20 protein-coding genes and 1 pseudogene are annotated in these 19,195 nt (G+C 70.4%); 7 read left to right on the forward strand and 14 right to left on the reverse strand.

Translation table 11 applies throughout. The features are described 5' to 3' along the window. Positions 1–77: 77 nt before the first annotated feature. From OG883_RS30175 to OG883_RS30185, 3 genes are all read right to left on the reverse strand, one after another. Positions 78–1,043 (reverse strand): folate-binding protein YgfZ, encoded by a 966-nt coding sequence (locus OG883_RS30175; protein WP_266547299.1) that lies wholly within the window; start codon positions 1,041–1,043, stop codon positions 78–80. A 10-nt stretch (positions 1,044–1,053) separates the two neighbouring features. After that, entirely contained in the window at positions 1,054–1,491 is a 438-nt protein-coding gene (locus OG883_RS30180; RefSeq protein ID WP_266547302.1) for a Fur family transcriptional regulator, read from the reverse strand. Between the two features lie 148 nt (positions 1,492–1,639). Continuing rightward, on the reverse strand, positions 1,640–2,212 hold the full coding sequence (locus OG883_RS30185; RefSeq protein ID WP_266547305.1) for an FABP family protein: 573 nt from the start codon (positions 2,210–2,212) through the stop codon (positions 1,640–1,642). A gap of 415 nt (positions 2,213–2,627) precedes the next feature. On the opposite strand from OG883_RS30185, the gene OG883_RS30190 reads away from it, so the two are divergent. Then, on the forward strand, positions 2,628–2,990 hold the full coding sequence (locus tag OG883_RS30190) for a DsrE family protein (protein ID WP_266547308.1): 363 nt from the start codon (positions 2,628–2,630) through the stop codon (positions 2,988–2,990). A 13-nt stretch (positions 2,991–3,003) separates the two neighbouring features. Here OG883_RS30190 and OG883_RS30195 read toward each other — a convergent pair whose 3' ends face one another. The 8 genes from OG883_RS30195 to OG883_RS30225 form a co-directional block, all read right to left on the reverse strand. Beyond that, positions 3,004–3,345, reverse strand: a complete 342-nt coding sequence (locus tag OG883_RS30195; RefSeq protein WP_266547311.1) for a DUF3099 domain-containing protein — start codon at positions 3,343–3,345, stop codon at positions 3,004–3,006. Positions 3,346–3,450: 105 nt separating this feature from the next. After that, positions 3,451–3,738, reverse strand: coding sequence for a DUF1416 domain-containing protein (locus OG883_RS30200; protein WP_150488563.1), 288 nt, complete (start codon positions 3,736–3,738; stop codon positions 3,451–3,453). A gap of 31 nt (positions 3,739–3,769) precedes the next feature. Continuing rightward, positions 3,770–4,609 carry a sulfurtransferase gene (locus tag OG883_RS30205; protein ID WP_266547316.1) on the reverse strand — a complete coding sequence of 280 codons (840 nt, stop codon included), beginning with the start codon at positions 4,607–4,609 and terminating at the stop codon, positions 3,770–3,772. A gap of 138 nt (positions 4,610–4,747) precedes the next feature. Next, complete coding sequence (locus tag OG883_RS47040; RefSeq protein WP_350310325.1) at positions 4,748–4,828, reverse strand: putative leader peptide; 81 nt, start codon at positions 4,826–4,828, stop codon at positions 4,748–4,750. Between the two features lie 343 nt (positions 4,829–5,171). Continuing rightward, positions 5,172–5,861, reverse strand: a complete 690-nt coding sequence (locus OG883_RS30210) for a DUF2993 domain-containing protein (RefSeq protein WP_266547319.1) — start codon at positions 5,859–5,861, stop codon at positions 5,172–5,174. A gap of 123 nt (positions 5,862–5,984) precedes the next feature. Then, complete coding sequence (locus OG883_RS30215; protein ID WP_266547322.1) at positions 5,985–7,133, reverse strand: hypothetical protein; 1,149 nt, start codon at positions 7,131–7,133, stop codon at positions 5,985–5,987. 10 nt (positions 7,134–7,143) lie between these two features. After that, the gene (locus OG883_RS30220; RefSeq protein ID WP_266547325.1) at positions 7,144–7,398 is read right to left on the reverse strand and encodes a MoaD/ThiS family protein; all 255 of its coding nucleotides are present in this window, start codon (positions 7,396–7,398) and stop codon (positions 7,144–7,146) included. Between the two features lie 43 nt (positions 7,399–7,441). Next, positions 7,442–8,281, reverse strand: a complete 840-nt coding sequence (locus tag OG883_RS30225; RefSeq protein ID WP_266547326.1) for an alpha/beta hydrolase — start codon at positions 8,279–8,281, stop codon at positions 7,442–7,444. 219 nt (positions 8,282–8,500) lie between these two features. On the opposite strand from OG883_RS30225, the gene OG883_RS30230 reads away from it, so the two are divergent. Further along, a complete protein-coding gene (locus tag OG883_RS30230) occupies positions 8,501–9,280 on the forward strand; it encodes a response regulator transcription factor (protein ID WP_266547328.1) in 780 nt (259 codons plus the stop codon). A 24-nt stretch (positions 9,281–9,304) separates the two neighbouring features. Beyond that, a complete protein-coding gene (locus OG883_RS30235) occupies positions 9,305–10,327 on the forward strand; it encodes a LacI family DNA-binding transcriptional regulator (RefSeq protein ID WP_266547331.1) in 1,023 nt (340 codons plus the stop codon). 218 nt (positions 10,328–10,545) lie between these two features. On the opposite strand, the gene OG883_RS30240 is transcribed toward OG883_RS30235, so the two are convergent. Continuing rightward, a complete protein-coding gene (locus tag OG883_RS30240; protein WP_266547333.1) occupies positions 10,546–10,854 on the reverse strand; it encodes a helix-turn-helix domain-containing protein in 309 nt (102 codons plus the stop codon). Between the two features lie 313 nt (positions 10,855–11,167). Between OG883_RS30240 and OG883_RS30245 the strand changes: the two genes are divergently transcribed. The 4 genes and pseudogenes from OG883_RS30245 (at position 11,168) to abc-f (ending at position 16,183) form a co-directional block, all read left to right on the forward strand. Beyond that, positions 11,168–12,268: a trypsin-like peptidase domain-containing protein gene (locus OG883_RS30245; RefSeq protein ID WP_323181007.1), complete on the forward strand. Its 1,101-nt coding sequence runs from the start codon at positions 11,168–11,170 to the stop codon at positions 12,266–12,268. 56 nt (positions 12,269–12,324) lie between these two features. Next, a complete protein-coding gene (locus OG883_RS30250) occupies positions 12,325–13,041 on the forward strand; it encodes a response regulator transcription factor (protein WP_266547336.1) in 717 nt (238 codons plus the stop codon). Continuing rightward, the gene (locus OG883_RS30255) at positions 13,038–14,441 is read left to right on the forward strand and encodes a HAMP domain-containing sensor histidine kinase (protein WP_266547339.1); all 1,404 of its coding nucleotides are present in this window, start codon (positions 13,038–13,040) and stop codon (positions 14,439–14,441) included. The genes OG883_RS30250 and OG883_RS30255 overlap by 4 nt, the downstream gene beginning before the upstream one ends. Before the next feature lie 117 nt (positions 14,442–14,558). Then, positions 14,559–16,183, forward strand: a pseudogene (abc-f, locus tag OG883_RS30260) (ribosomal protection-like ABC-F family protein). Here the strand turns inward: abc-f and OG883_RS30265 are convergent. Continuing rightward, the gene (locus OG883_RS30265; protein WP_266547342.1) at positions 16,164–17,036 is read right to left on the reverse strand and encodes a phosphatidylinositol-specific phospholipase C; all 873 of its coding nucleotides are present in this window, start codon (positions 17,034–17,036) and stop codon (positions 16,164–16,166) included. The pseudogene abc-f and the gene OG883_RS30265 overlap by 20 nt on opposite strands. A 157-nt stretch (positions 17,037–17,193) precedes the next feature. After that, positions 17,194–19,020, reverse strand: coding sequence for a bifunctional UDP-sugar hydrolase/5'-nucleotidase (locus OG883_RS30270; RefSeq protein WP_266547345.1), 1,827 nt, complete (start codon positions 19,018–19,020; stop codon positions 17,194–17,196). Between the last annotated feature and the right edge of the window lie 175 nt (positions 19,021–19,195).

Below are 19,195 nucleotides of genomic sequence, written 5' to 3' on the forward strand. Positions count from 1 at the left end.
AAGGTCTGGATCCGGGCGGCATACGGGCAGGGGGCCTACGGATCAGGGGGCGGTGTACGGCTCCGGGGGCGTACGGATCAGGGCTCGACCACGGGCTCCTGCGCCGCCGCCGTGTCCCCCGCCAGCAGCTCCGCGTCCAGCGGCACATTGCGCTTGACCAGCGCCAGCGCGATCGGGCCGAGTTCGTGATGGCGGGCGGACGTGGTGATGAAGCCCAGCTGGCGGCCGTCCTCGCCGTCCGCGGCGAGCCGGACCGGGGTGCCGTGGCCCGGCAGGTGCACCTCGCTGCCGTCCAGGTGCAGAAAGACCAGGCGGCGCGGCGGCTTCCCCAGGTTGTGGACGCGCGCGACGGTCTCCTGACCGCGGTAGCAGCCCTTCTGGAGATGGACCGCGCTGCCGATCCAGCCCAGCTCGTGCGGGATGGTGCGGTGGTCGGTCTCGAAACCGACGCGGGGGCGGTGGCTCTCGATCCGCAGCGCCTCGTAGGCCAGGATCCCGGCGGCCGGGCCGCTCTGGGCGGCGTACGACTCGAGGTCGGCGCGCGGCAGGAACAGATCGCGGCCGTGCGGGGTCTCCCGTACGACCACGCCCTCCGGCACCTCGGCGATGGAGCCCGCGGGCAGGTGTACGACCGCGAACTCCTCTGTGCGATCCGCCACTTCGACCCGGTAGAAGAACTTCATCGACTCCAGATAGCCGATCAGCGCCTCCTGCGTACCGGGCTCGACATGGGCCCAGACGGTCTCGCCGTCGTCGACGAGATAGAGGGCGTGCTCGATATGGCCGTGCGCGGACAGGATCAGCGCCTCGGTCGCCTGCCCCACGGGGAGGTCGCTCACATGCTGGGTCAGCAACAGGTGCAGCCAGCTCAGCCGGTCGTCGCCGGTGACGGAGACGACACCGCGGTGCGAGAGATCGACAAGGCCGGTGCCGTCCGCGAGAGCGCGCTGCTCGCGAAACAGATCGCCGTAGTGCGCAGCGACTCCTTCGTCACGTCCTTCGGCAGCGACGGCACCGGGCAGCAACAGCAGGGGGCTCTTCATGCCGTCCAGCCTACGACCCGGTAGTTGAAGCATCCGCGGCGCACTTCTTACAGCGGCCGAAGATCGCGAAGTGCTTCATGTCCGTCTCGAAACCGAAGGTCTCGCGCAGCTTCGCGGTGAAGTCCGCGGCGACGCCGACATCCGCCTCGATCACGTTCGTACAGTCCCGGCAGACCAGGTGTATGTGGTGGTGGCGGTCGGCGAGATGGTAGGTCGGGGCGCCGTGGCCGAGGTGGGCGTGCGAGACCAGGCCCAGCTCCTCCAGGAGCTCCAAGGTCCGGTAGACGGTGGAGACGTTCACCCCGGACGCGGTCTTGCGCACTTCGGAGAGGATGTCGTCGGGGGTCGCGTGCTCAAGCGTGTCGACGGCCTCGAGGACAAGCTGCCGCTGCGGGGTCAGCCGGTAGCCGCGCTGCCGCAGATCGCTCTTCCAGTCGATGCTCACCACGCCCCCAGTGTAGGCAGGCACCCTGGCCGCCGGGGCGGTTGTGGGCGTGTTCCTGCCACTGGGGGCGCAGAAGGCTTCGAAGTGCGTGCGCTCGGCGTTGTGCTCGGCGTTGCGTGCAGATGCCGGGGTTACGTGAGGAGGCCGGAGGCTACTTGAAGAAGGCGATGCCGTCGTCGGGGAGGTCGCCGAGGTCCTTGGCCCACGCCTCGACCTGCTCCGCGGAGACGACCTTCTTCAGATGCGCCGACATGTACGGCCGCAGCGGGATCTCCGGAGTGGACTTCTCGCCCACCCACATCAGGTCGCTCTTCACATAGCCGTAGAGCCGCTTGCCACCGCTGTACGGGCCGGAGGCCGCGGTGCGCGCCACCGCGTCCGTCACCAGGTCGATCTGCGGCTTCTGGTCGGCGAGCTCGCCGTACCAGATCTCCACGACGCCCTGGTCACGCACCATGACGATCTCGACCTTGCGGTCGGAGTCGATACGCCAGTAGCCGGACTCGGACTCCAGGGGGCGCACCTTCTTGCCCTCGGCGTCGAGCACCCAGGAGTGCGAGACGTACTCGAGGAAGTCCCGCCCGTCGTGGCTGAAGGTGACCTCCTGGCCGAAGTTGCACTTCTCGGCGCCGGGAAAGTCGGAAACGCCCACACCCTCCCAGGTACCGAGAAGGAAGGCGAGGGGGACGAGGTCCGGGTTCAGGTCGGACGGAATCTCGATCATGAGCAGCTCTGTCGATCCGTAGGGAGACGAGTGGTGATTAGCGCTGGCCCTGGTACAGCTTCTTCACGGCCAGTCCGGTGAAGGCGAGGACGCCGACGCAGACCAGGACCAGCAGGGCTTCGAAGAAAACGATCACGGGAGTGCTCCTCGAATGAGCGTGAAGGCAGAACGGGCCGGGGCCCCAGCTTAATAGGCTGGGGCCCCGGCTCTCTCTGTGAGGTCGGCCCAGCAGCTGGTTCCGGAGGATCGGCGTCTGCGGGGAGCCGAAGCCGTACGACGCGCAGCAGGTCCGGCAGGCGCACGTCCTGGCCCGGGACACCCTCGCGCCGGTCGGCCACGCCAAGAAGGACGGCGCGGCCGAGGTCCCCTTCCAGCAGACGGGGCCGTCGTCACGCCGCGCATTACAGTTCGGCATATGGCGAAGAAGCTCGTGATCAAGGTGACCGCCGGGACCGATGCACCCGAGCGCTGCTCACAGGCCTTTACGGTGGCGGCGGTTGCCGTGGCCAGCGGCGTGGAGGTCTCGCTCTGGCTGACCGGCGAGTCCGCGTGGTTCGCACTGCCGGGCCGCGCGGCCGAGTTCGAGCTGCCGCATGCCGCGCCGCTGCCCGATCTGCTCGACTCGATCCGGGCGGCCGGGCTGATCACCCTCTGCACGCAGTGCGCGGCCCGTCGCGACATCACCGAGAAGGACGTGCTGGACGGCGTACGGATCGCGGGTGCCCAGGTCTTCGTCAGCGAGATCATGGCGGACGGCGTCCAGGCTCTCGTCTACTGACACCTGACACGCCTCAGGGCTGGCGGCGCTTCTTGCCGTCCAGCTCGTCCCACCACTCGTCGGACTTCGGATCCCCGGACGGATCGTCCCACCAGCGGTCGTCGGGCCCGCGCGCATTGGCGAGCATCGCGGCCAGCGGCGGGATGACCATGGCGACGACGCACATGCCGACGGCGACGGGTATCGACCAGAGACGTACGAAACCCCAGGCGGAGACGAAGAGGAAGACGCATCCGCCCATCATCAGGAAGTACCGGCGCCGGCGCCGCTCGTACATGTCTCCAGCGTACGACCGAAGGGCCGCACCCCTACCAGTGAGCGTCCAACCCCTGGGGTGCGGCCCTGCGGCCGGCAAACAGAGCTACGAGCTGCGTGGGATCCGACGGACAGAGTCCGGCGCAGCGGCTCGAAGCCCGGGACGCGCCCCCCGCACCGAACGGTGCGAGGGGGCGTCGAAAACTCAGACGGCGATCGCGACCTCGGCGAGGCCGCCCGTCTGCGCGACGACCGTACGGTCCGCCGTGCCACCCGGGACGAGTGCGCGCACCGTCCACGTGCCCTCGGCCGCGTAGAAGCGGAACTGTCCGGTCGCCGAGGTCGGGACCTCGGCGGTGAACTCGCCGGTCGAGTCCAGCAGGCGGACGTAGCCGGTGACGGGCTCGCCGTCGCGGGTCACGCTGCCCTGGATGGTGGTCTCACCGGGCTTGATCGTCGAAGCGTCGGGGCCGCCGGCCTGTGCTCCACACATAGGGGTAGTCCTTCGGGGTCGGGAGGAGGGGTTACTTGCTGGCGCCGAGCTCGATCGGCACGCCGACGAGGGAGCCGTACTCGGTCCACGAGCCGTCGTAGTTCTTGACGTTCTCCTGGCCGAGCAGCTGGTGCAGGACGAACCAGGTCAGCGCGGAGCGCTCGCCGATGCGGCAGTAGGCGATGGTGTCCTTCGACAGATCGACCTGCTCGGCCTCGTAGAGGGCCTTGAGCTCGTCGTCCGACTTGAAGGTGCCGTCGTCGTTGGCGTTCTTGGACCAGGGGATGTTGCGCGCGCTCGGCACGTGGCCGGGGCGCTGCGACTGCTCCTGCGGCAGGTGGGCAGGGGCGAGCAGCTTGCCGCTGAACTCGTCGGGCGACCGGACGTCGACGATGTTCAGGTTGCCGATCGCGGCCACGACCTCGTCACGGAAGGCACGGATCGAGGTGTCCTGGGGCTTGGCCTTGTACTCCGTCGCGGCGCGCTGCGGCACCTCGGCGACCAGGTCGCGGGAGTCGAGCTCCCACTTCTTGCGACCGCCGTCGAGCAGCTTGACGCTGTCGTGGCCGTAGAGCTTGAAGTACCAGTAGGCGTACGAGGCGAACCAGTTGTTGTTGCCGCCGTAGAGGACGACGAGGTCGTCGTTGGCGATGCCCTTCGCGGAGAGGAGCTTCTCGAAGCCCTCCTGGTCCACGAAGTCGCGGCGGACCGGGTCCTGGAGGTCGGCCTTCCAGTCGATCCGTACGGCGTTCTTGATGTGGTTCTTCTCGTACGCCGAGGTGTCTTCGTCAACCTCGACGATAACGACCTTCGGGTCGTCGATGTGGGCCTCGACCCAGTCGGCGTCTACCAGGACGTCGCTGCGGCTCATGCGCTTTCTCCTCCGGGGCAGTGTGCGGCGGGTGGTGCGAAGAGAGGTGTGCGGGGTACGCGGAACGCGCGGCGTACGTGCACGGTGGCCCTGACAAACGGTCGAAGGGCCCGGGGGATACGGAAGTCGAGCTCCCGCTCAGAAGGTGCGACAGAGCATGGCGGCGACGCGGCACAGGTCTACTGCCCGCCGCTTCGTGAGATCCGCCTGTCGCTTCATGCGTCCGATCGTAGGGACGAAACGACGACAATGTCACCGGCGTGTCGCATACTGAGACGCGATCGTCCACTATGCGGGACGGATGGGTGCCCCGGACGGCCCCTCCCCGTTTCCCCGGTGGTCTGCGCGCTTCTGCCTTCTGCTCAGCGGACTCGGCCGTCTCAGCATGTGGCCGGGCGGACGCGGAAGGCGGTCCGGGGCGGACACGGAAGGGGCGGTCCGGGCAGGCAGGGAAAGCGGTCCGCGCCTGTCGCGCCCGGCGGGCCATGCGCGCCATGCGTGGCAGGCGCGGCAGGCACGGCAGGCACGGCAGGCGCGGCAGGCCGGGCGCGGTGGAAAGCGGTTATCCGGCGAGCGCGACGTCCTTGCCGGTGACGGTGAAGACGACGCCGTCGGACTTCGCCTCGACCTTCTCGAGCTTCAGCCCGGTCGGCAGTCCGCCGATCTGGCGGTCGAAGTCGGTCTTCTTGCGAATCAGGTTCTCGAGCCCCGGGATGTCCTCACCCGGGACCTTGTCCGCCCGTACCCGGATCGTGTCGCCGTCGACGAGGCTGACGGTGGAGAAGACGCTGCGCGTGACCGTCCGGCCGAGGATCTCGGCGGTGCCGGTGACCTTGAGCTTGCCGTTCTGCCCGTAGGCGACGGTGACACCGTCGTCCGAGGCCTTGGTGAGGTCCTCGTAGGAGATCCGGGCGGTGCCCTCGGCACGGGCGGCGGTGGCGCTGGAGTAGCCCTCACCCAGGCGCACTTGGAAGAGATCGGCGGACATCTCGCTGATCCGCACCATGCGGCCGGCGGCGCTCGTCTCGATCCCGGTCAACTCGATCCCGACCTCGTCGAGTTCCTTGCCCGCAACCTGGGTCAGGAAGGGGAAGCCCTTGATGGAGACCTCCGTCGAACCGGCCGTCCCCTGCTGGAACTTGATGCGGTCCGCTGCCTTGGACTCGGCCATGTTGACCGCGATCCGGTCCACGGCGACGAAAATGCCGCCGAGGATCACAGCGATGATCAGCAGTATTCGCAGTGCACGCATTGCTCGGTGTTCCCCCACCCTGGTGTATCCGGCCCCCGTGACGCCCGCGAGCCTAAACCAGTCCGGACGACGCCTCTTCGTAAATGATCGACGTCCGGGTGGGGGCTTTGGTTCCGGGCCGGGTCACACCAGGGCGCGGCCGATCAGATAGACCGCGGGCGCCGCGGCGGTCAGCGGCAGGGCCACACCCGCTGTCATGTGGACGAAGCGGGACGGGTAGTCGTAGCTGGCCACCCGCAGGCCGATCAGCGCACACCCGCCGGCGGCGAGGCCGAGCAGCGCGCCCTGCGGCCCGATGCCGGTCAGGCCGCCCGCCGCGATACCGGCCCCGGTTGCGGCCAGCAGCGACAGTACGACGGACGCGACGCCCGGCAGCGGCAGCGCGCGGGCCACGACGGCCACGGCGACGGCGATGCCGCCCACCACCACGGCGTCGGCGGCGGCCGCGAGATACCCGGTCGCGAGGACGGCGAGGGCGGCCGACGCGACGGTCGCCATCAGGCCGTACATCCGCTCGTCGGCGCCCGCCCGGCTGCGCAGCTGCAGTACGAGGGTGAGCAGTACCCAGACCCCGAGCGTGCCGATGATCGCGGCGGGGGCGTTCTCCCGGCCGACGGCGAGCAGTACGACGTCCGCGGCGAGGCCGCCCGCGAAGGCCAGCGCGATGCCCTGCCGGGCGGGCCACATGCCGTTCAGCCGGAACCATCCGGCGGCGGTGACGGCCTGCAGCAGAACGAGCGGTACGAGCAGGGCGTACTGGCCCACGGCCGCGCCGACGGCGAGCAGCAGTCCGAGAGCGGCGGTCAGCCCGGCGGGCTGCAGACCGGGCGCGATGATCGGCGAACGTCCCTCGGCGCGGGCGCGCTGGGCGTCGGTGATGCGGGCGTTGCCGAGGGTGGTGGGAGCGCTGTACCCGTCGGGCGCGGCGTCGGGCGCGGGGGCCGTGTCCACCGGGGCTGTCGGCGGCGGGTACGCGTGCTGAGGCGGCAGATACGCGGTGTCCGCCGAGACGACAGGCTGCTGCGGCTGCGACTGCCCGTAGGGATGCTGCGGCTGCGGCTGTTCCGGCTGCACGACCGGCTGGTACTGCGTGTCCCAGGTCTCGGCCTGCCAGGTCTGCGTCGCGCCGGGGTCGTGGAACGGCTGCTGGTGCGGCTGCTGATAGGCCTGCTGCTGCGGCTCCTGGTACTGCTGGTACTGCTGCTGCGGCTCCTGGTACGGCTGCTGCGGTTGCTGCGGTTGCCCGTACGGATACTGCTGATCGCTGCTCATGCTGTGCGGTTCACCCTCCTGCGAACGGCGGGAGCACCTCGACCGTGCCGCCCTCGGCAAGCCGTACGGTCTCATGGCCGCGGGTCCCGACGGGGTCACCGTCGATGAGGAACGAACACCGTTGCAGTACACGCGTCAGCTCCCCGGGGTGCCGTTCGCGTACCGCATCGAGCGCCTCGGCGAGCGTTCCCGCGGCGTACGGTTCCTCGGCGATCCCGGCTGCTGCCTTGGCCGCGGCCCAGTAGCGGATGGTTCCCGCTGCCATGGCGGCACTCCTTTCCTCGGCATTCGTCGGCTTCCATGATGGGCTACTCGCCGGCCAGCCAGTCCGCGAGGCGGCCGAGCAGCTCGTCGTCCGCGGCGTTCTCGGCGTGGCCCATGCCCGGCTCCAGCCACAGCTCGGCCGGACCTGCCGCCGCCAGCATGCGCGGATGGTCCAGCGGGAAGTACGGATCCCGGTCGCCGTGGACGATGAGCAGCGGGGTCGGGGCGATGAGCGGGACGGACTCGACCGGGGAGAGCGGGACCGGGTCCCATGACTCGTGGTGGATGCGGGTGCGGAGGCCGTAGCGGCCGACGATCCGGCCGAGCGGGCGGGTGATGACCCAGTGCACGCGTCGCATCGGGGGCGTACCCCGGTAGTACCAGCGGGCGGGGGCGCTGACAGCGGCCACGGCATCGGTGCGCGCTTCTGTGCGCCCCCCGTGCATCGTGCCCTGCACCGCGCCCTGCGCGGCGTACATCGCCGCATGGCGGAGCACCACCGAGCCGCCCATCGAGAAGCCGACCGTCACCACCCGGGAGTGGCCGAGGGAACGCGCCCATGCCACCGCCGCGGCCAGGTCGAGCACCTCGCGGTCGCCGACCGTGGAGCGGCCGCCCGAGCCGCCATGACCTCGGAAGGAGAAGGTGACTACCGCTGCACGCTGTGCGAACACCTGCGCCGCGCGGCGTACGGCCGGGCGGTCCACGGACCCCGTGAAACCGTGCGCGACCACGATCGCGGTACCCCCGGCACCTGCCGTACACGGCGCGTACACCGCCTCGATCCGGACGCCGTCGTCCGTACGGAGCAGGGTGCGGCGGGGTGCCGGCGTGAGCGAGGGAACAGATGATCTGCGGAAAGATCCCTCTGACACGGAACTCATGTGGGTTATTCTGCTTGCAGAGGATCCGGGCAACGAAGCCCCCGGGTCCTTTTGTGTTTTCTGCCCGTTGTTACAGGCAGGTGAACGGCGGACCCAGGGCGCGGGGCCGCCACCGTACGAAGCAGTGCCGCAACGTCCTCGCAGGGACCGAGGAGGAACCGACGTTATGGGCGAGCGAACCGTGCACGACAGAAGGACGACCCGGGCAGGTGGGGCGCGATGAGCTCTCTGCTGCTCCTGACCAATGCCCTCCAGCCGTCGACGGAGGTGCTTCCCGCCCTCGGACTGCTGCTGCACAACGTACGGGTGGCGCCTGCCGAGGGCCCGGCCCTCGTCGACACCCCCGGTGCCGACGTCATCCTGATCGACGGCCGCCGCGATCTGCCGCAGGTGCGGTCGCTGTGCCAGCTGCTGCGGTCCACCGGACCCGGCTGCCCGCTGATCCTGGTGGTGACGGAGGGCGGGCTCGCCGCCGTCACCGCGGACTGGGGCATCGACGACGTACTGCTCGACACGGCCGGTCCGGCCGAGGTCGAGGCCCGGCTGCGGCTCGCGATGGGCCGCCAGCAGATCACCTCGGACGACAGCCCGATGGAAATCCGCAACGGCGATCTGTCGGTCGACGAGGCGACGTACAGCGCGAAGCTGAAGGGCCGGGTCCTGGATCTGACCTTCAAGGAGTTCGAGCTGCTGAAATACCTCGCGCAGCACCCGGGCCGGGTCTTCACCCGGGCCCAGCTGCTCCAGGAGGTCTGGGGCTACGACTACTTCGGCGGCACGCGGACGGTCGACGTCCATGTGCGGCGGCTGCGGGCGAAGCTCGGCCCCGAGCACGAGTCGCTCATCGGGACCGTACGCAACGTGGGATACCGCTTCGTCACCCCGGAGAAGGTCGAACGCGCGGCCGAGGAGGCCAAGGCGAAGGCCGCAGCGTCGGTAGCCCGTCCGGAGCACACGACCGACGTACAGGAAGAGGCCGTACGCCCTGCCCAGAGGTAGGTCACCCCGCGTAGACTGCCGCGCGTGGCCAAGGTGACGCGGGACGATGTGGCGCGACTGGCGGGAACTTCGACCGCGGTCGTGAGCTACGTCATCAACAACGGACCCAGGCCGGTTGCCCCGGCCACGCGCGAGCGGGTACTCGCCGCGATCAAGGAGCTGGGGTACCGGCCCGACCGGGTTGCCCAGGCCATGGCGTCGCGGCGGACCGACCTCATAGGCATGATCGTGCCGGACGCGCGGCAGCCGTTCTTCGCGGAGATGGCGCACGCGGTCGAACAGGCCGCGGCCGAGCGCGGAAAAATGGTGCTCGTCGGCAACTCCGACTACCGCGACGAGCGCGAGGTCCACTATCTGCGGGCGTTCCTCGGGATGCGGGTCTCCGGGCTGATCCTGGTCAGCCAGGGACCGAGCGAGCGGGCGGCCGCGGAGATCGAGGCGTGGGACGCGCGGGTGGTGCTGCTGCACGAGCGCCCGGAGGCCATCGATGACGTTGCGGTTGTCACCGACGACATCGGCGGCGCGCAGCTGGCGACGCGGCATCTGCTGGAGCACGGGCACCCGTATGTCGCCTGCCTCGGCGGCATCGAGTCGACCCCGGCGGTCGGTGACCCGGTGACGGACCACGTCGAGGGCTGGCGGCGGGCGATGCTGGAATCCGGCCGCCCGGTGGAGGGCCGGCTCTTTCAGGCCCCGTTCAACCGCTACGACGCGTATCTCGTCGCCCTGAAACTGCTCTCGGGCCCGGAGCGTCCGCCGGCGATCTTCTGCGCGACGGATGACCAGGCGATCGGCGTCCTGCGTGCGGCGCGTGAACTGCGGATAGACGTCCCGGGCGAGCTGGCGGTGGCGGGCTTCGACGACGTCAAGGAGGCGGCGCTCACAGACCCGCCGCTGACGACGGTCTCCTCGGACCGCCCGGCGATGGCACGGGCCGCGGTGGACCTGGTCCTGGACGACGCGCTGAGGGTGGCGGGTTCGCGCCGGGAGAGGGTGAAGCAGTTCCCCTCGGGCCTGGTGATCCGCCGCTCCTGCGGCTGCGGCTGAGCCGCCCGGGCGAGGACGCGGACGCGTGTGACCTCGGCCCGTGCTTGGTGCGGGCGCCTGCGGCTCGGGCCCGTGGCGCGGGTTCCCGCCCTGGCGCGGGTTCCCGCCCTGGCGTGGGTTCCCACCCTGGCGCGGAATGCGGGTCACTCCGGCGTGTAGCTCGGGCGTGTGGCTCGGGCGTGTGGCTCGGGTTCCCGGAGTGGCGAGGCGGATCTTCCTCAGTCGTCGAGCAGCCGCCATGCGGTGAGGGCGAGCCCGGCCCGTATCAGTCCGGTGGGTTCGGTGAGTTCGATGCCCAGGGTCTTTGCGATCTGTTCGAGCCGGCGGGCAACGCTGCTGTGGTGCAGATGGAGGAGGTCGGCGGCCCGGCGCAGGGAGCCGGTGGCGCAGTAGGCGTCCAGGGTCTCCAGATCTTCCGGATTGCCGGCGATGCGGGCGATCGCGGCCACGTCGGCGTTGTCTCGCGCGATGTCCTGGGGTACCTGTGCGAGCAGCGCCAACGCTCCCAGCGACACGCGGCTCTGCACGCGACCCCGCTTCTCGGGCCCCGCGGCGTAGCCGCCGGAGCGGTGGGGTGTGGGGCGGCAGGCCGGCCCCACCTCTCCCTCCCCCTCCGGTGGTCCGGGGAACAACCCCCGGCCCGCCACCGGAGCCGCCCGAAGCCGCCGCACGGCACCGGTGATCGGCCCGCTTCTCGGGCTCCGCGGCAGATCCGCTGGAGTGGCGGGGTGCCTGGGCGTCAGCCCCCACCGGCTCCTTCATGTCGGGCATACGTTGTTCTGTCGGGCTTCTCAGGGCTCCCTCAGACCCCTCTCATCTCCAGGCCCGAGAGTCGTTCCCATGACCGACCACCACCGCCGAAGCGGCGACGACGGAACCCAGCAGCAGCCGTACGAGACGGGTGCCTACCCGCCCCCGCCTCCCTTCGAGCCCCCCAGGCCTCCGGTCACCGTGTGGCCGGGGGGCGGTGGGGCGGGGTACACGCCCCCCGGTGGGGTCGTGCAGGCCGCCGGGGCGCCCGGACACCGGGCCAGGACCAGGCGGCCCGTTGCGCTGATCGTCGCCGTCGCCATCGCCGCCGCCCTCATCGGCGGCGGCGCCTCCGTGCTCGTCGGGGAGCTCACCGGGGGCGGTACGAGCGCCGGCGGCAACGGCGTGACCGGCACCACCGTGGCGCAGAGCAGCAAGGGCAGCGTCGCCGGTGTCGCTCAGGCCGTGTCGCCGAGCATCGTCGAGATCAGCGCGAGCTCCGCCTCCGGGCAGTCCACCGGCTCCGGCGTGATCATCACGGCGAACGGCGAGATCATCACCAACAACCACGTCGTCTCCGGGGCCGACTCCGTCAAGGTGCGGCTCAGCGACGGCAAGACCTACACCGCCGAGGTTGTCGGCACCGACCCCGGCAAGGACCTCGCCCTCATCAAGCTGGAGGGCGCGAGCGGCCTCAAGGCGGCGGCCCTCGGCGACTCGGGCAAGGTCAAGGTGGGTGACGAGGTCGTGGCAATCGGCTCTCCCGAGGGGCTGACCGGCACCGTCACCAGTGGGATCGTCTCCGCCCTCGACCGCGACGTCACGGTCGCGAAGGACCAGGGCCAGGGTCAGGGGCAGGGTCAGGGTCAGGGTCAGGGTCAGGGTCAGGGTCAGCAGCAGGGTGGCGGAGGCGGCTGGCCCTTCGAGTTCGGCGGGCAGGAGTTCAACGGCGACACGGGATCGTCGAAGACGACGTACAAGGCCATCCAGACCGACGCCTCGCTCAACCCCGGCAACTCCGGCGGCGCGCTCATCAATATGAACGGCGAGATCATCGGTATCAACTCCGCGATGTACTCGCCCAGTTCGGCCACCGGATCGACGGCCGGCAGCGTCGGTCTCGGCTTCGCCATCCCCGTCGACACGGTCAAGGACGTCCTCGGCGAGCTGCGTGACGGCGGCACCGGCTGAGCCCGTGCGAGGCTGAGGCAGGCAGAGAACCCCCCGCACCCGAAGAGAGACCGCAGATGAGTGCCGCCGAGCGCATCCTGATCGTCGACGACGAGCCCGCCGTGCGCGAGGCGCTCCAGCGCAGTCTCGCCTTCGAGGGGTACGGGACCGAGGTCGCCGTCGACGGCATTGACGCCCTCACCCGGGCGGAGACGTACGCACCCGATCTGATCGTCCTCGACATCCAGATGCCCCGGATGGACGGCCTGACCGCGGCCCGCCGGCTGCGGGCCACCGGGTCGAGGGTGCCGATCCTGATGCTGACCGCGCGGGACACGGTCGGCGACCGGGTGACGGGTCTGGACGCGGGTGCCGACGACTATCTGGTCAAGCCGTTCGAGCTGGACGAGCTGTTCGCCCGGGTAAGGGCGCTGCTGCGGCGCAGTTCGTACACGACGGCGAGCGGCGGCGGCGCCGACGACGACGACGTACTGGCCTTCGCCGATCTGCGGATGGACCTGGCGACCCGCGAGGTCCACCGCGGCACGCGCCGGGTCGAGCTGACCCGTACCGAGTTCACGCTGCTCGAACTGTTCCTGGCGCATCCGCGCCAGGTGCTCACCCGGGAGCAGATCCTGAAGGCCGTCTGGGGCTTCGACTTCGAGCCGAGTTCGAACTCGCTGGATGTGTATGTGATGTATCTGCGCCGCAAGACGGAGGCCGAGGGAGAGCCGCGCCTGGTCCACACGGTGCGTGGCGTGGGGTACGCGCTGCGCACCGGCGGTGAGGCGTGAGAGGCCTGGTCAGCCGGTTCCGTACGCTGCCCCTGCGGTCCCGGCTGGCACTGCTGGTGGCCACGGCCGTCGCGGTCGCCGTCGCGGCCGTGTCCGTCGCCTGCTGGCTGCTGACCCGCGCCCAGTTGCACGATGAGCTCGACACCTCGCTGCAGAACACCAGCGCGCCGCCCAGTGCGGTGCAGCAGGCGCTGGCCACGTGCGGCGCCCGCGAGAGCAGGTCGACGAAGGGCTCCGGCTTCGCCTATGTGCAGATCGTCGGGCCGACCGGCAACCGCTGCGTCGCCCCGGACTCGCAGCCGGTGAAGGTCCAGCAGCCCGACATCGACGTCGCGCTGCTCACCCGGCACGACACCCTGCACGACAGCACCACCGACCGGGGTGACCTGGTGCGCGTCCACACCACGGTGGTCGACATCGGCCCGCAGCCGGTGGCCGTCTCCGTGTCCCGCCCGCTGGAGGAGATCGACTCCGCCCTGAACCGGCTCGCGCTGGTGCTGACCGTGCTCGCCGGGATCGGTGTGCTCGGCGCCGGGGCGGCCGGCCTGTGGGTCGCGCGGACCGGTCTGCAGCCGGTCGACCGGCTCACCGGAGCCGTCGAGCATGTCGCCAGGACGGAGGATCTGACCGTACGCATCCCGGTCGAGGGCGAGGACGAGATCGCCCGTCTGTCCCGCTCCTTCAACTCGATGACCGCCGCGCTCGCCTCCTCCCGCGACCGCCAGGCCCAGCTGATCGCGGACGCCGGGCACGAGCTGCGTACGCCGCTGACGTCGCTGCGTACGAACATCGAGCTGCTGGCGCGCAGCGAGGAGACGGGCCGGGCGCTCCCGCCCGGGGACCGTGCGGCGCTGTTGGCCTCGGTCACGGCGCAGATGACCGAACTGGCCGCGCTCATCGGCGACCTGCAGGAGCTGTCGCGGCCGGATGCCGTCGGCCCGGGGCCGTTGCAGGTCATCGCCCTGCACGAGATCGTCGCGGCCGCGCTGGAGCGGGCCCGGCTGCGCGGTCCCGAGCTGACCATCGCGGCGGAGCTGGAGCCCTGGTACGTACGGGCGGAGCCGGCCGCGCTGGAGCGGGCGCTGGTCAACGTCCTGGACAACGCGGTGAAGTTCTCCCCGCCGGGCGGGACGATCGAGGTGTCCCTGCGGGGCGGCGAGCTGGCGGTACGGGACCACGGGCCCGGCATCCCCGCCGATGAACTCCCGCATGTCTTCGAGCGGTTCTGGCGTTCACCGTCCGCGCGGGCGCTGCCGGGTTCGGGGCTCGGGCTGTCGATCGTGGCGCGTACGGTCCAGCAGGCGGGCGGCGAGATCGCGCTCGGGCCGGCGGCGGACGGTGGCACGCGGGCGGTGATCCGGCTGCCGGGGGCGGCGACTCCGCCCCCCTCCGGAATTTAACGAGACGGTGCGTCTTGCGGGACATCGGAAGCGGCGCTACGGTCGATACAACGAGACGGCACGTCCCGTCTCCATCGCGTCGTCCTGTCGTCCTGTCGTCCACGAAAGAAGACACACTTGTTCCCAGTCACCGCCTCAGCCGCCACCACCGCTGCCGCTGCCGTTTCGCAGCTCACCCTGTCCGACGTCACCAAACGCTACGACGATCGTGTCGTCCTCGACCGGGTCTCCTTCACCGTCCGTCCGGGCGAGAAAGTCGGCGTCGTCGGCGACAACGGCTCCGGCAAGTCCACCCTGCTCCGGCTGCTCGCCGGACAGGAGCAGCCCGACAACGGCACGCTCACCGTCACCGCTCCCGGCGGCGTCGGCCATCTCGCCCAGACCCTGGAGCTTCCCGGCACCGCTCTCGTCGGTGACGCCGTCGACCTCGCACTCGCCGAACTGCGGGCGCTGGAGCGGCGGATCCGTACCGCGGAGGCGGAGCTGCACCGGGCGGACGAGGCGGCGTACACCGAATACGCGGAACTCGTCGCCGAGTTCGAGGCGCGCGACGGCCACGAGGCCGACCGGCGGGTCGAGATCACCCTGCGCCGGCTGGGCGAGAAGCAGCGCCTGGACCGGACCCGCCCGCTGGGCACCCTCTCGGGCGGGCAGCGCTCCCGCCTCGCGCTGGCAGCGACGCTCGCCTCCGCGCCCGAGCTGCTGCTGCTCGACGAGCCGACCAACGACCTCGACGACGAGGCCGTCGGCTGGCTGGAGGGGCAGCTGAGAGCCCACCGCGGCACGGTGGTCGCGGTCACCCACGACCGGACGTTCCTGGACCGGGTCACCTCCACCGTGCTGGAGGTGGACCAGGATCTGCGCACGGTACGCCGGTACGGCAACGGCTACGCCGGCTTCCTCGCCGCCAGGGCCGCGGCCCGTGCACGCCGGGTCCGGGAGCACGAGGAGTGGCGCGCCGACCTGCCCGCCACTCGGCGCTGGCCGAGTCGAACATCGGGCTGCTGTCCGCGATCCCGCGCAAGGCCCCGTCGGCCTTCAGCGGTGCGGGCGCGTTCCGGGCCAGGTCACGGGCGCACGGCGCGATGAGCAGAATCCGCAACGCCCGGGAGCGGGTGCACCGGCTGACCGAGAACCCGGTGCCGCCGCCCCCGGAGCCGCTGCGTTTCACCGCCCGTATCGAGGGCGGGACCTCGCACGAGGTGGAGCTTTCCGGTGTACGTGTCCCGGGCCGGCTCTCGCTCGACGCACTGCGCATCGCACCGGGCGAGCGCCTGCTGATCACCGGACCGAACGGAGCCGGCAAGTCCACGCTGCTCCAGGTGCTGGCCGGAGAGCTGGTCCCGCAGACCGGTACGGTCCGCCGTCCGGCCCGGGTCGGGTTCCTGCGCCAGAACAACTCCCCGGCGGACGACGGGCGCACGGTCGCCGAGGTCTTCGGCCACGACCGCGTGGACGAACTGCTCGCCCTCGGCCTGTTCCGCGGGGAGGACCTCACCGTCCCCGTACGGGCACTGTCCACCGGGCAGCGCCGCAAGCTGGAGCTGGCCCGGCTGGTCGTCGAACCTGTCGACCTGCTCCTCCTCGACGAACCCACGAACCACCTCTCCCCCGCCCTGGTGGAGGAGCTGGAGACCGCGCTGGCCGGCTATGCCGGGGCGCTGGTGATCGTCACGCACGACCGGCGCATACGGGCGGGCTTCACCGGCTCGGAACTGGTGATCACAGGTTGTGGCGAATGAGTGAATCGACCAGGCCGGAGCGGGTGTTGGGGAAGTCCATCGGGACGATCCCCAGCCCGCGCCAGCCGCCTGCCTCGGAGCCGTCGAGGAAGGAGTGGACCCTCGGGTTCAACCGGTCGGAGTTCCAGCGGGGCGGCAGCAGTGCGGATGTGCTGACGTAGTTGACGTACAGCTTTCCGGGCTGCTGCGCCGCCTTGCGGAAGTGCGCCTCGATCTTGGGGTACTTGGCGCCGGGCTCCGCGTTCCAGTCGTCCTGGATGTCGAACAGGTTCCCGTCCCCGTACCGCACGCCCGGCAGCCCGCCGTTGTCGCCGAGCAGCACGACCTTGCCGCGCGCCTCGCCCAGCGCCGGCAGCCCGTCGCCGATCCGGAAGTGCGGACGCCAGCCCTTGCCGTCCAGATAGAGGTCGAAGATGCGCCGGAAGGTGGCGTCACTGTCCCCCGAGTACTCCTGCTTGACCCGCATCAGGACCGTCTCGGAGGGGTGCACCGCGAGGAAGTCGCGGCAGGCGATGAGGACATCGCCGAACATCAGGTTCTGGTAGTACGCCCCGTGGTGGATGGCGAACGAGTCGCCGGTGACCCGGCACCGTACGTCCAGAAAGCGGATACCGCTGTTCAACTGGTCGGCGATGGTGATGTTCTGGCACTGCACCCACAGACCGCCGAAGCGCGCGCCCGAGTCGTGGGTGCCGGGGATCGTCAGCCGTTGCAGGGGGGTCGCGTCGGCGGCGCCCGCCATCCAGTCCTGTGCGGACAGCGTGCGCCGCGGCGCGGCGGCAGCGGCCGGTGCGCCGATGAGGGCGGTGGCGGAGACGGCTGCCGCACCCGCGAGAAAACTCCGTCGGTCCATGGCCCGGAGTATGGCGGGTTCACGTCAAAAGCTACAGTGCCGCGACCCACGGAATCCCGCCCGCACAACGCCGGTGGGGCGGCAGGCACCTGGCCCACCGCCCCACCAACTGTCCGCCGGGCAGCCCGGCTTCACCACCGTGAAGCCGGGCAGCGCCCTACTTCACCACCGTGATCCGGTCCGCGACCGGCGGCGTGATCGGCGCGGCCGCCGTGGACTTCGCCGCCAGGTAGGCGTTGAAGACATCCAGGTCGGAAGCGCCGACCAGCTTGTTCTTGTGCTCCTTCAGCACGGGGAAGCCGTCACCGCCACCCGCCAGGAACTCGTTCATCGCGACGCGGTACGTCTTCGCCGGGTCGATCGCCTCACCGTTCAGCTTCACCGAGTCGACGACGATCCGGGCCGCGCCCGTCTTCGTCATGTCCAGGGTGTACGTGAAGCCCTTCGAGACCTGAAGGATCTTCGGCGAGGCCTCGTTCGGGCCGCTGACCTGCTGCTGGAGCGTGGTGATCAGCTGGGCGCCGGTCAGGTCGACGACGTTCATCATGTTGGTGAACGGCTGCACGGTGAAGGACTCGCCGTACGTCACCACCCCGTCGCCCTCGCTGCCCGACGCCTTGAAGACCAGATCGGACCGGATGCCGCCCGGGTTCATCAGCGCGAGCTGCGCCCCGCCCTTGTCCGCCGGAGCCAGGCCCTCGAGCTGGGCATCCGCGATCAGGTCTCCGAGCGGCTTCTCGGGCGCCGTCGAGCCACGGCCGTTGATGTCGCCGGAGATCCAGCCCTGCGGGCGGTTCGCAATCGGCGCGGCCAGCTTGCTCCAGCGCTCGATGAGGGAGGTCATGTCCGCGGCCTTGGCCTGGTCGCGGCTGACGATGTGGTTCGCGGACTTCACCGACGTACGGACGATGTCCTTGGTGCGACGGTCGTACGTGAGGGTGGTGTCCGTGTAGAGCTTGCCGTACGAGGACGCCGAGGTGACCATGCGCGGCTTGCCGGACGGGTCCGGGATGGTGCACACGTACGCCTGGTGGGTGTGGCCGGTGACCAGCGCGTCCACCTTCGGCGTGATGCCCTTGGCGATGTCGACGATCGGGCCGGAGATGCCGTCACCGGCGCCCGGCGAGTCGCAGTTGTAGTTGTACGAGGGGGAGGCGGGCGAGCCGCCCTCGTGGATCAGCGCGACGATCGACTTCACGCCCTGGCGGTCCAGCTCACGGGCGTACTTGTTGATCGTCTCGACCTCGTCGCGGAAGGCGAGGCCCTTGATGCCGTTGGCGTTGACGATGTCCGGGGTGCCCTCGAGGGTCACTCCGATGAAGCCGATCTTGACGCCGTTCTTCTTCCAGACCGTGTACGGCTTGAGGATCGGCCTGCCGGTCTTCTCCTTGGTGACGTTGGCCGCGAGGTAGGGGAAGTCCGCGCCCCGGAACTTCTTCCCCTTCTCGAAACAGCCCTCGACCGGGTGGCAGCCGCCGTTCTGCAGTCGGGCGAGCTCGACCGCGCCCTCGTCGAACTCGTGGTTGCCCACGGACGTCACATCGAGATCGATCTTGTTGAGCGCCTCGATGGTCGGCTCGTCGTGGAAGAGACCGGACAGCAGCGGGCTGGCGCCCACCATGTCGCCGCCGGCCGCGGTGATGGAGTACGGGTTCCCCTTGCGCGCGGTGCGCAGCGAGGTGGCCAGGTACTCGACGCCGCCGGCCGGGATGCTCTTGACCGTGCCGTCGGCCTGCGTCTCACTGACCGCCCCGGCCGAGCCGGCGGGCGGCTCCAGGTTCCCGTGGAGGTCGTTGAAGGAGAGCAGTTGCACATCGACGGTGCGCGGCTTGTGCTTGTGGTGCCGGTCTCCGTGACGCTCCCCGTCCGTGGCACCGGCCGGCATCGCGGCGACGAGCGCGCCGACGGTGGCCAGTCCCGCGGCGGTGGCGAGTATCCGCCGGGTCCGCCGGGCCGCGCGGTTCTTCTGTTGTGTCGCTGACATCTGTCCCCTTGTCAGTTCAGCGTGGCGTGAGGGTGCGAGCGGCAGCCTAGAGTCAACGCGCGTAGCGCGACAGGGGGTGACGGGTTACAACCTGGTTGCCTTCGCACGTCAACGGGTCGTTCCTGGCGTATCACCCCCGCAGGGGCGGACATGGACGAGCAGGATCGTCCACCGC

The organism is Streptomyces sp. NBC_01142 (assembly GCF_026341125.1).
Lineage (GTDB): Bacteria > Actinomycetota > Actinomycetes > Streptomycetales > Streptomycetaceae > Streptomyces.

What these genes read in the sequence shown, in the direction of transcription:
- OG883_RS30225 (WP_266547326.1), bottom strand. Translation starts at nt 8,281, where the DNA reads ATGAGTTCCGTGTCAGAGGGATCTTTCCGCAGATCATCTGTTCCCTCG.
- OG883_RS30185 (WP_266547305.1), bottom strand. Translation starts at nt 2,212, where the DNA reads ATGATCGAGATTCCGTCCGACCTGAACCCGGACCTCGTCCCCCTCGCC.
- OG883_RS30265 (WP_266547342.1), bottom strand. Translation starts at nt 17,036, where the DNA reads ATGGACCGACGGAGTTTTCTCGCGGGTGCGGCAGCCGTCTCCGCCACC.
- OG883_RS30205 (WP_266547316.1), bottom strand. Translation starts at nt 4,609, where the DNA reads ATGAGCCGCAGCGACGTCCTGGTAGACGCCGACTGGGTCGAGGCCCAC.
- OG883_RS30210 (WP_266547319.1), bottom strand. Translation starts at nt 5,861, where the DNA reads ATGCGTGCACTGCGAATACTGCTGATCATCGCTGTGATCCTCGGCGGC.
- OG883_RS30230 (WP_266547328.1), top strand. Translation starts at nt 8,501, where the DNA reads ATGAGCTCTCTGCTGCTCCTGACCAATGCCCTCCAGCCGTCGACGGAG.
- OG883_RS30190 (WP_266547308.1), top strand. Translation starts at nt 2,628, where the DNA reads ATGGCGAAGAAGCTCGTGATCAAGGTGACCGCCGGGACCGATGCACCC.
- OG883_RS30200 (WP_150488563.1), bottom strand. Translation starts at nt 3,738, where the DNA reads ATGTGTGGAGCACAGGCCGGCGGCCCCGACGCTTCGACGATCAAGCCC.
- OG883_RS30245 (WP_323181007.1), top strand. Translation starts at nt 11,168, where the DNA reads ATGACCGACCACCACCGCCGAAGCGGCGACGACGGAACCCAGCAGCAG.
- OG883_RS30215 (WP_266547322.1), bottom strand. Translation starts at nt 7,133, where the DNA reads ATGAGCAGCGATCAGCAGTATCCGTACGGGCAACCGCAGCAACCGCAG.
- OG883_RS30220 (WP_266547325.1), bottom strand. Translation starts at nt 7,398, where the DNA reads ATGGCAGCGGGAACCATCCGCTACTGGGCCGCGGCCAAGGCAGCAGCC.
- OG883_RS30270 (WP_266547345.1), bottom strand. Translation starts at nt 19,020, where the DNA reads ATGTCAGCGACACAACAGAAGAACCGCGCGGCCCGGCGGACCCGGCGG.
- OG883_RS30250 (WP_266547336.1), top strand. Translation starts at nt 12,325, where the DNA reads ATGAGTGCCGCCGAGCGCATCCTGATCGTCGACGACGAGCCCGCCGTG.
- OG883_RS30175 (WP_266547299.1), bottom strand. Translation starts at nt 1,043, where the DNA reads ATGAAGAGCCCCCTGCTGTTGCTGCCCGGTGCCGTCGCTGCCGAAGGA.
- OG883_RS47040 (WP_350310325.1), bottom strand. Translation starts at nt 4,828, where the DNA reads ATGAAGCGACAGGCGGATCTCACGAAGCGGCGGGCAGTAGACCTGTGC.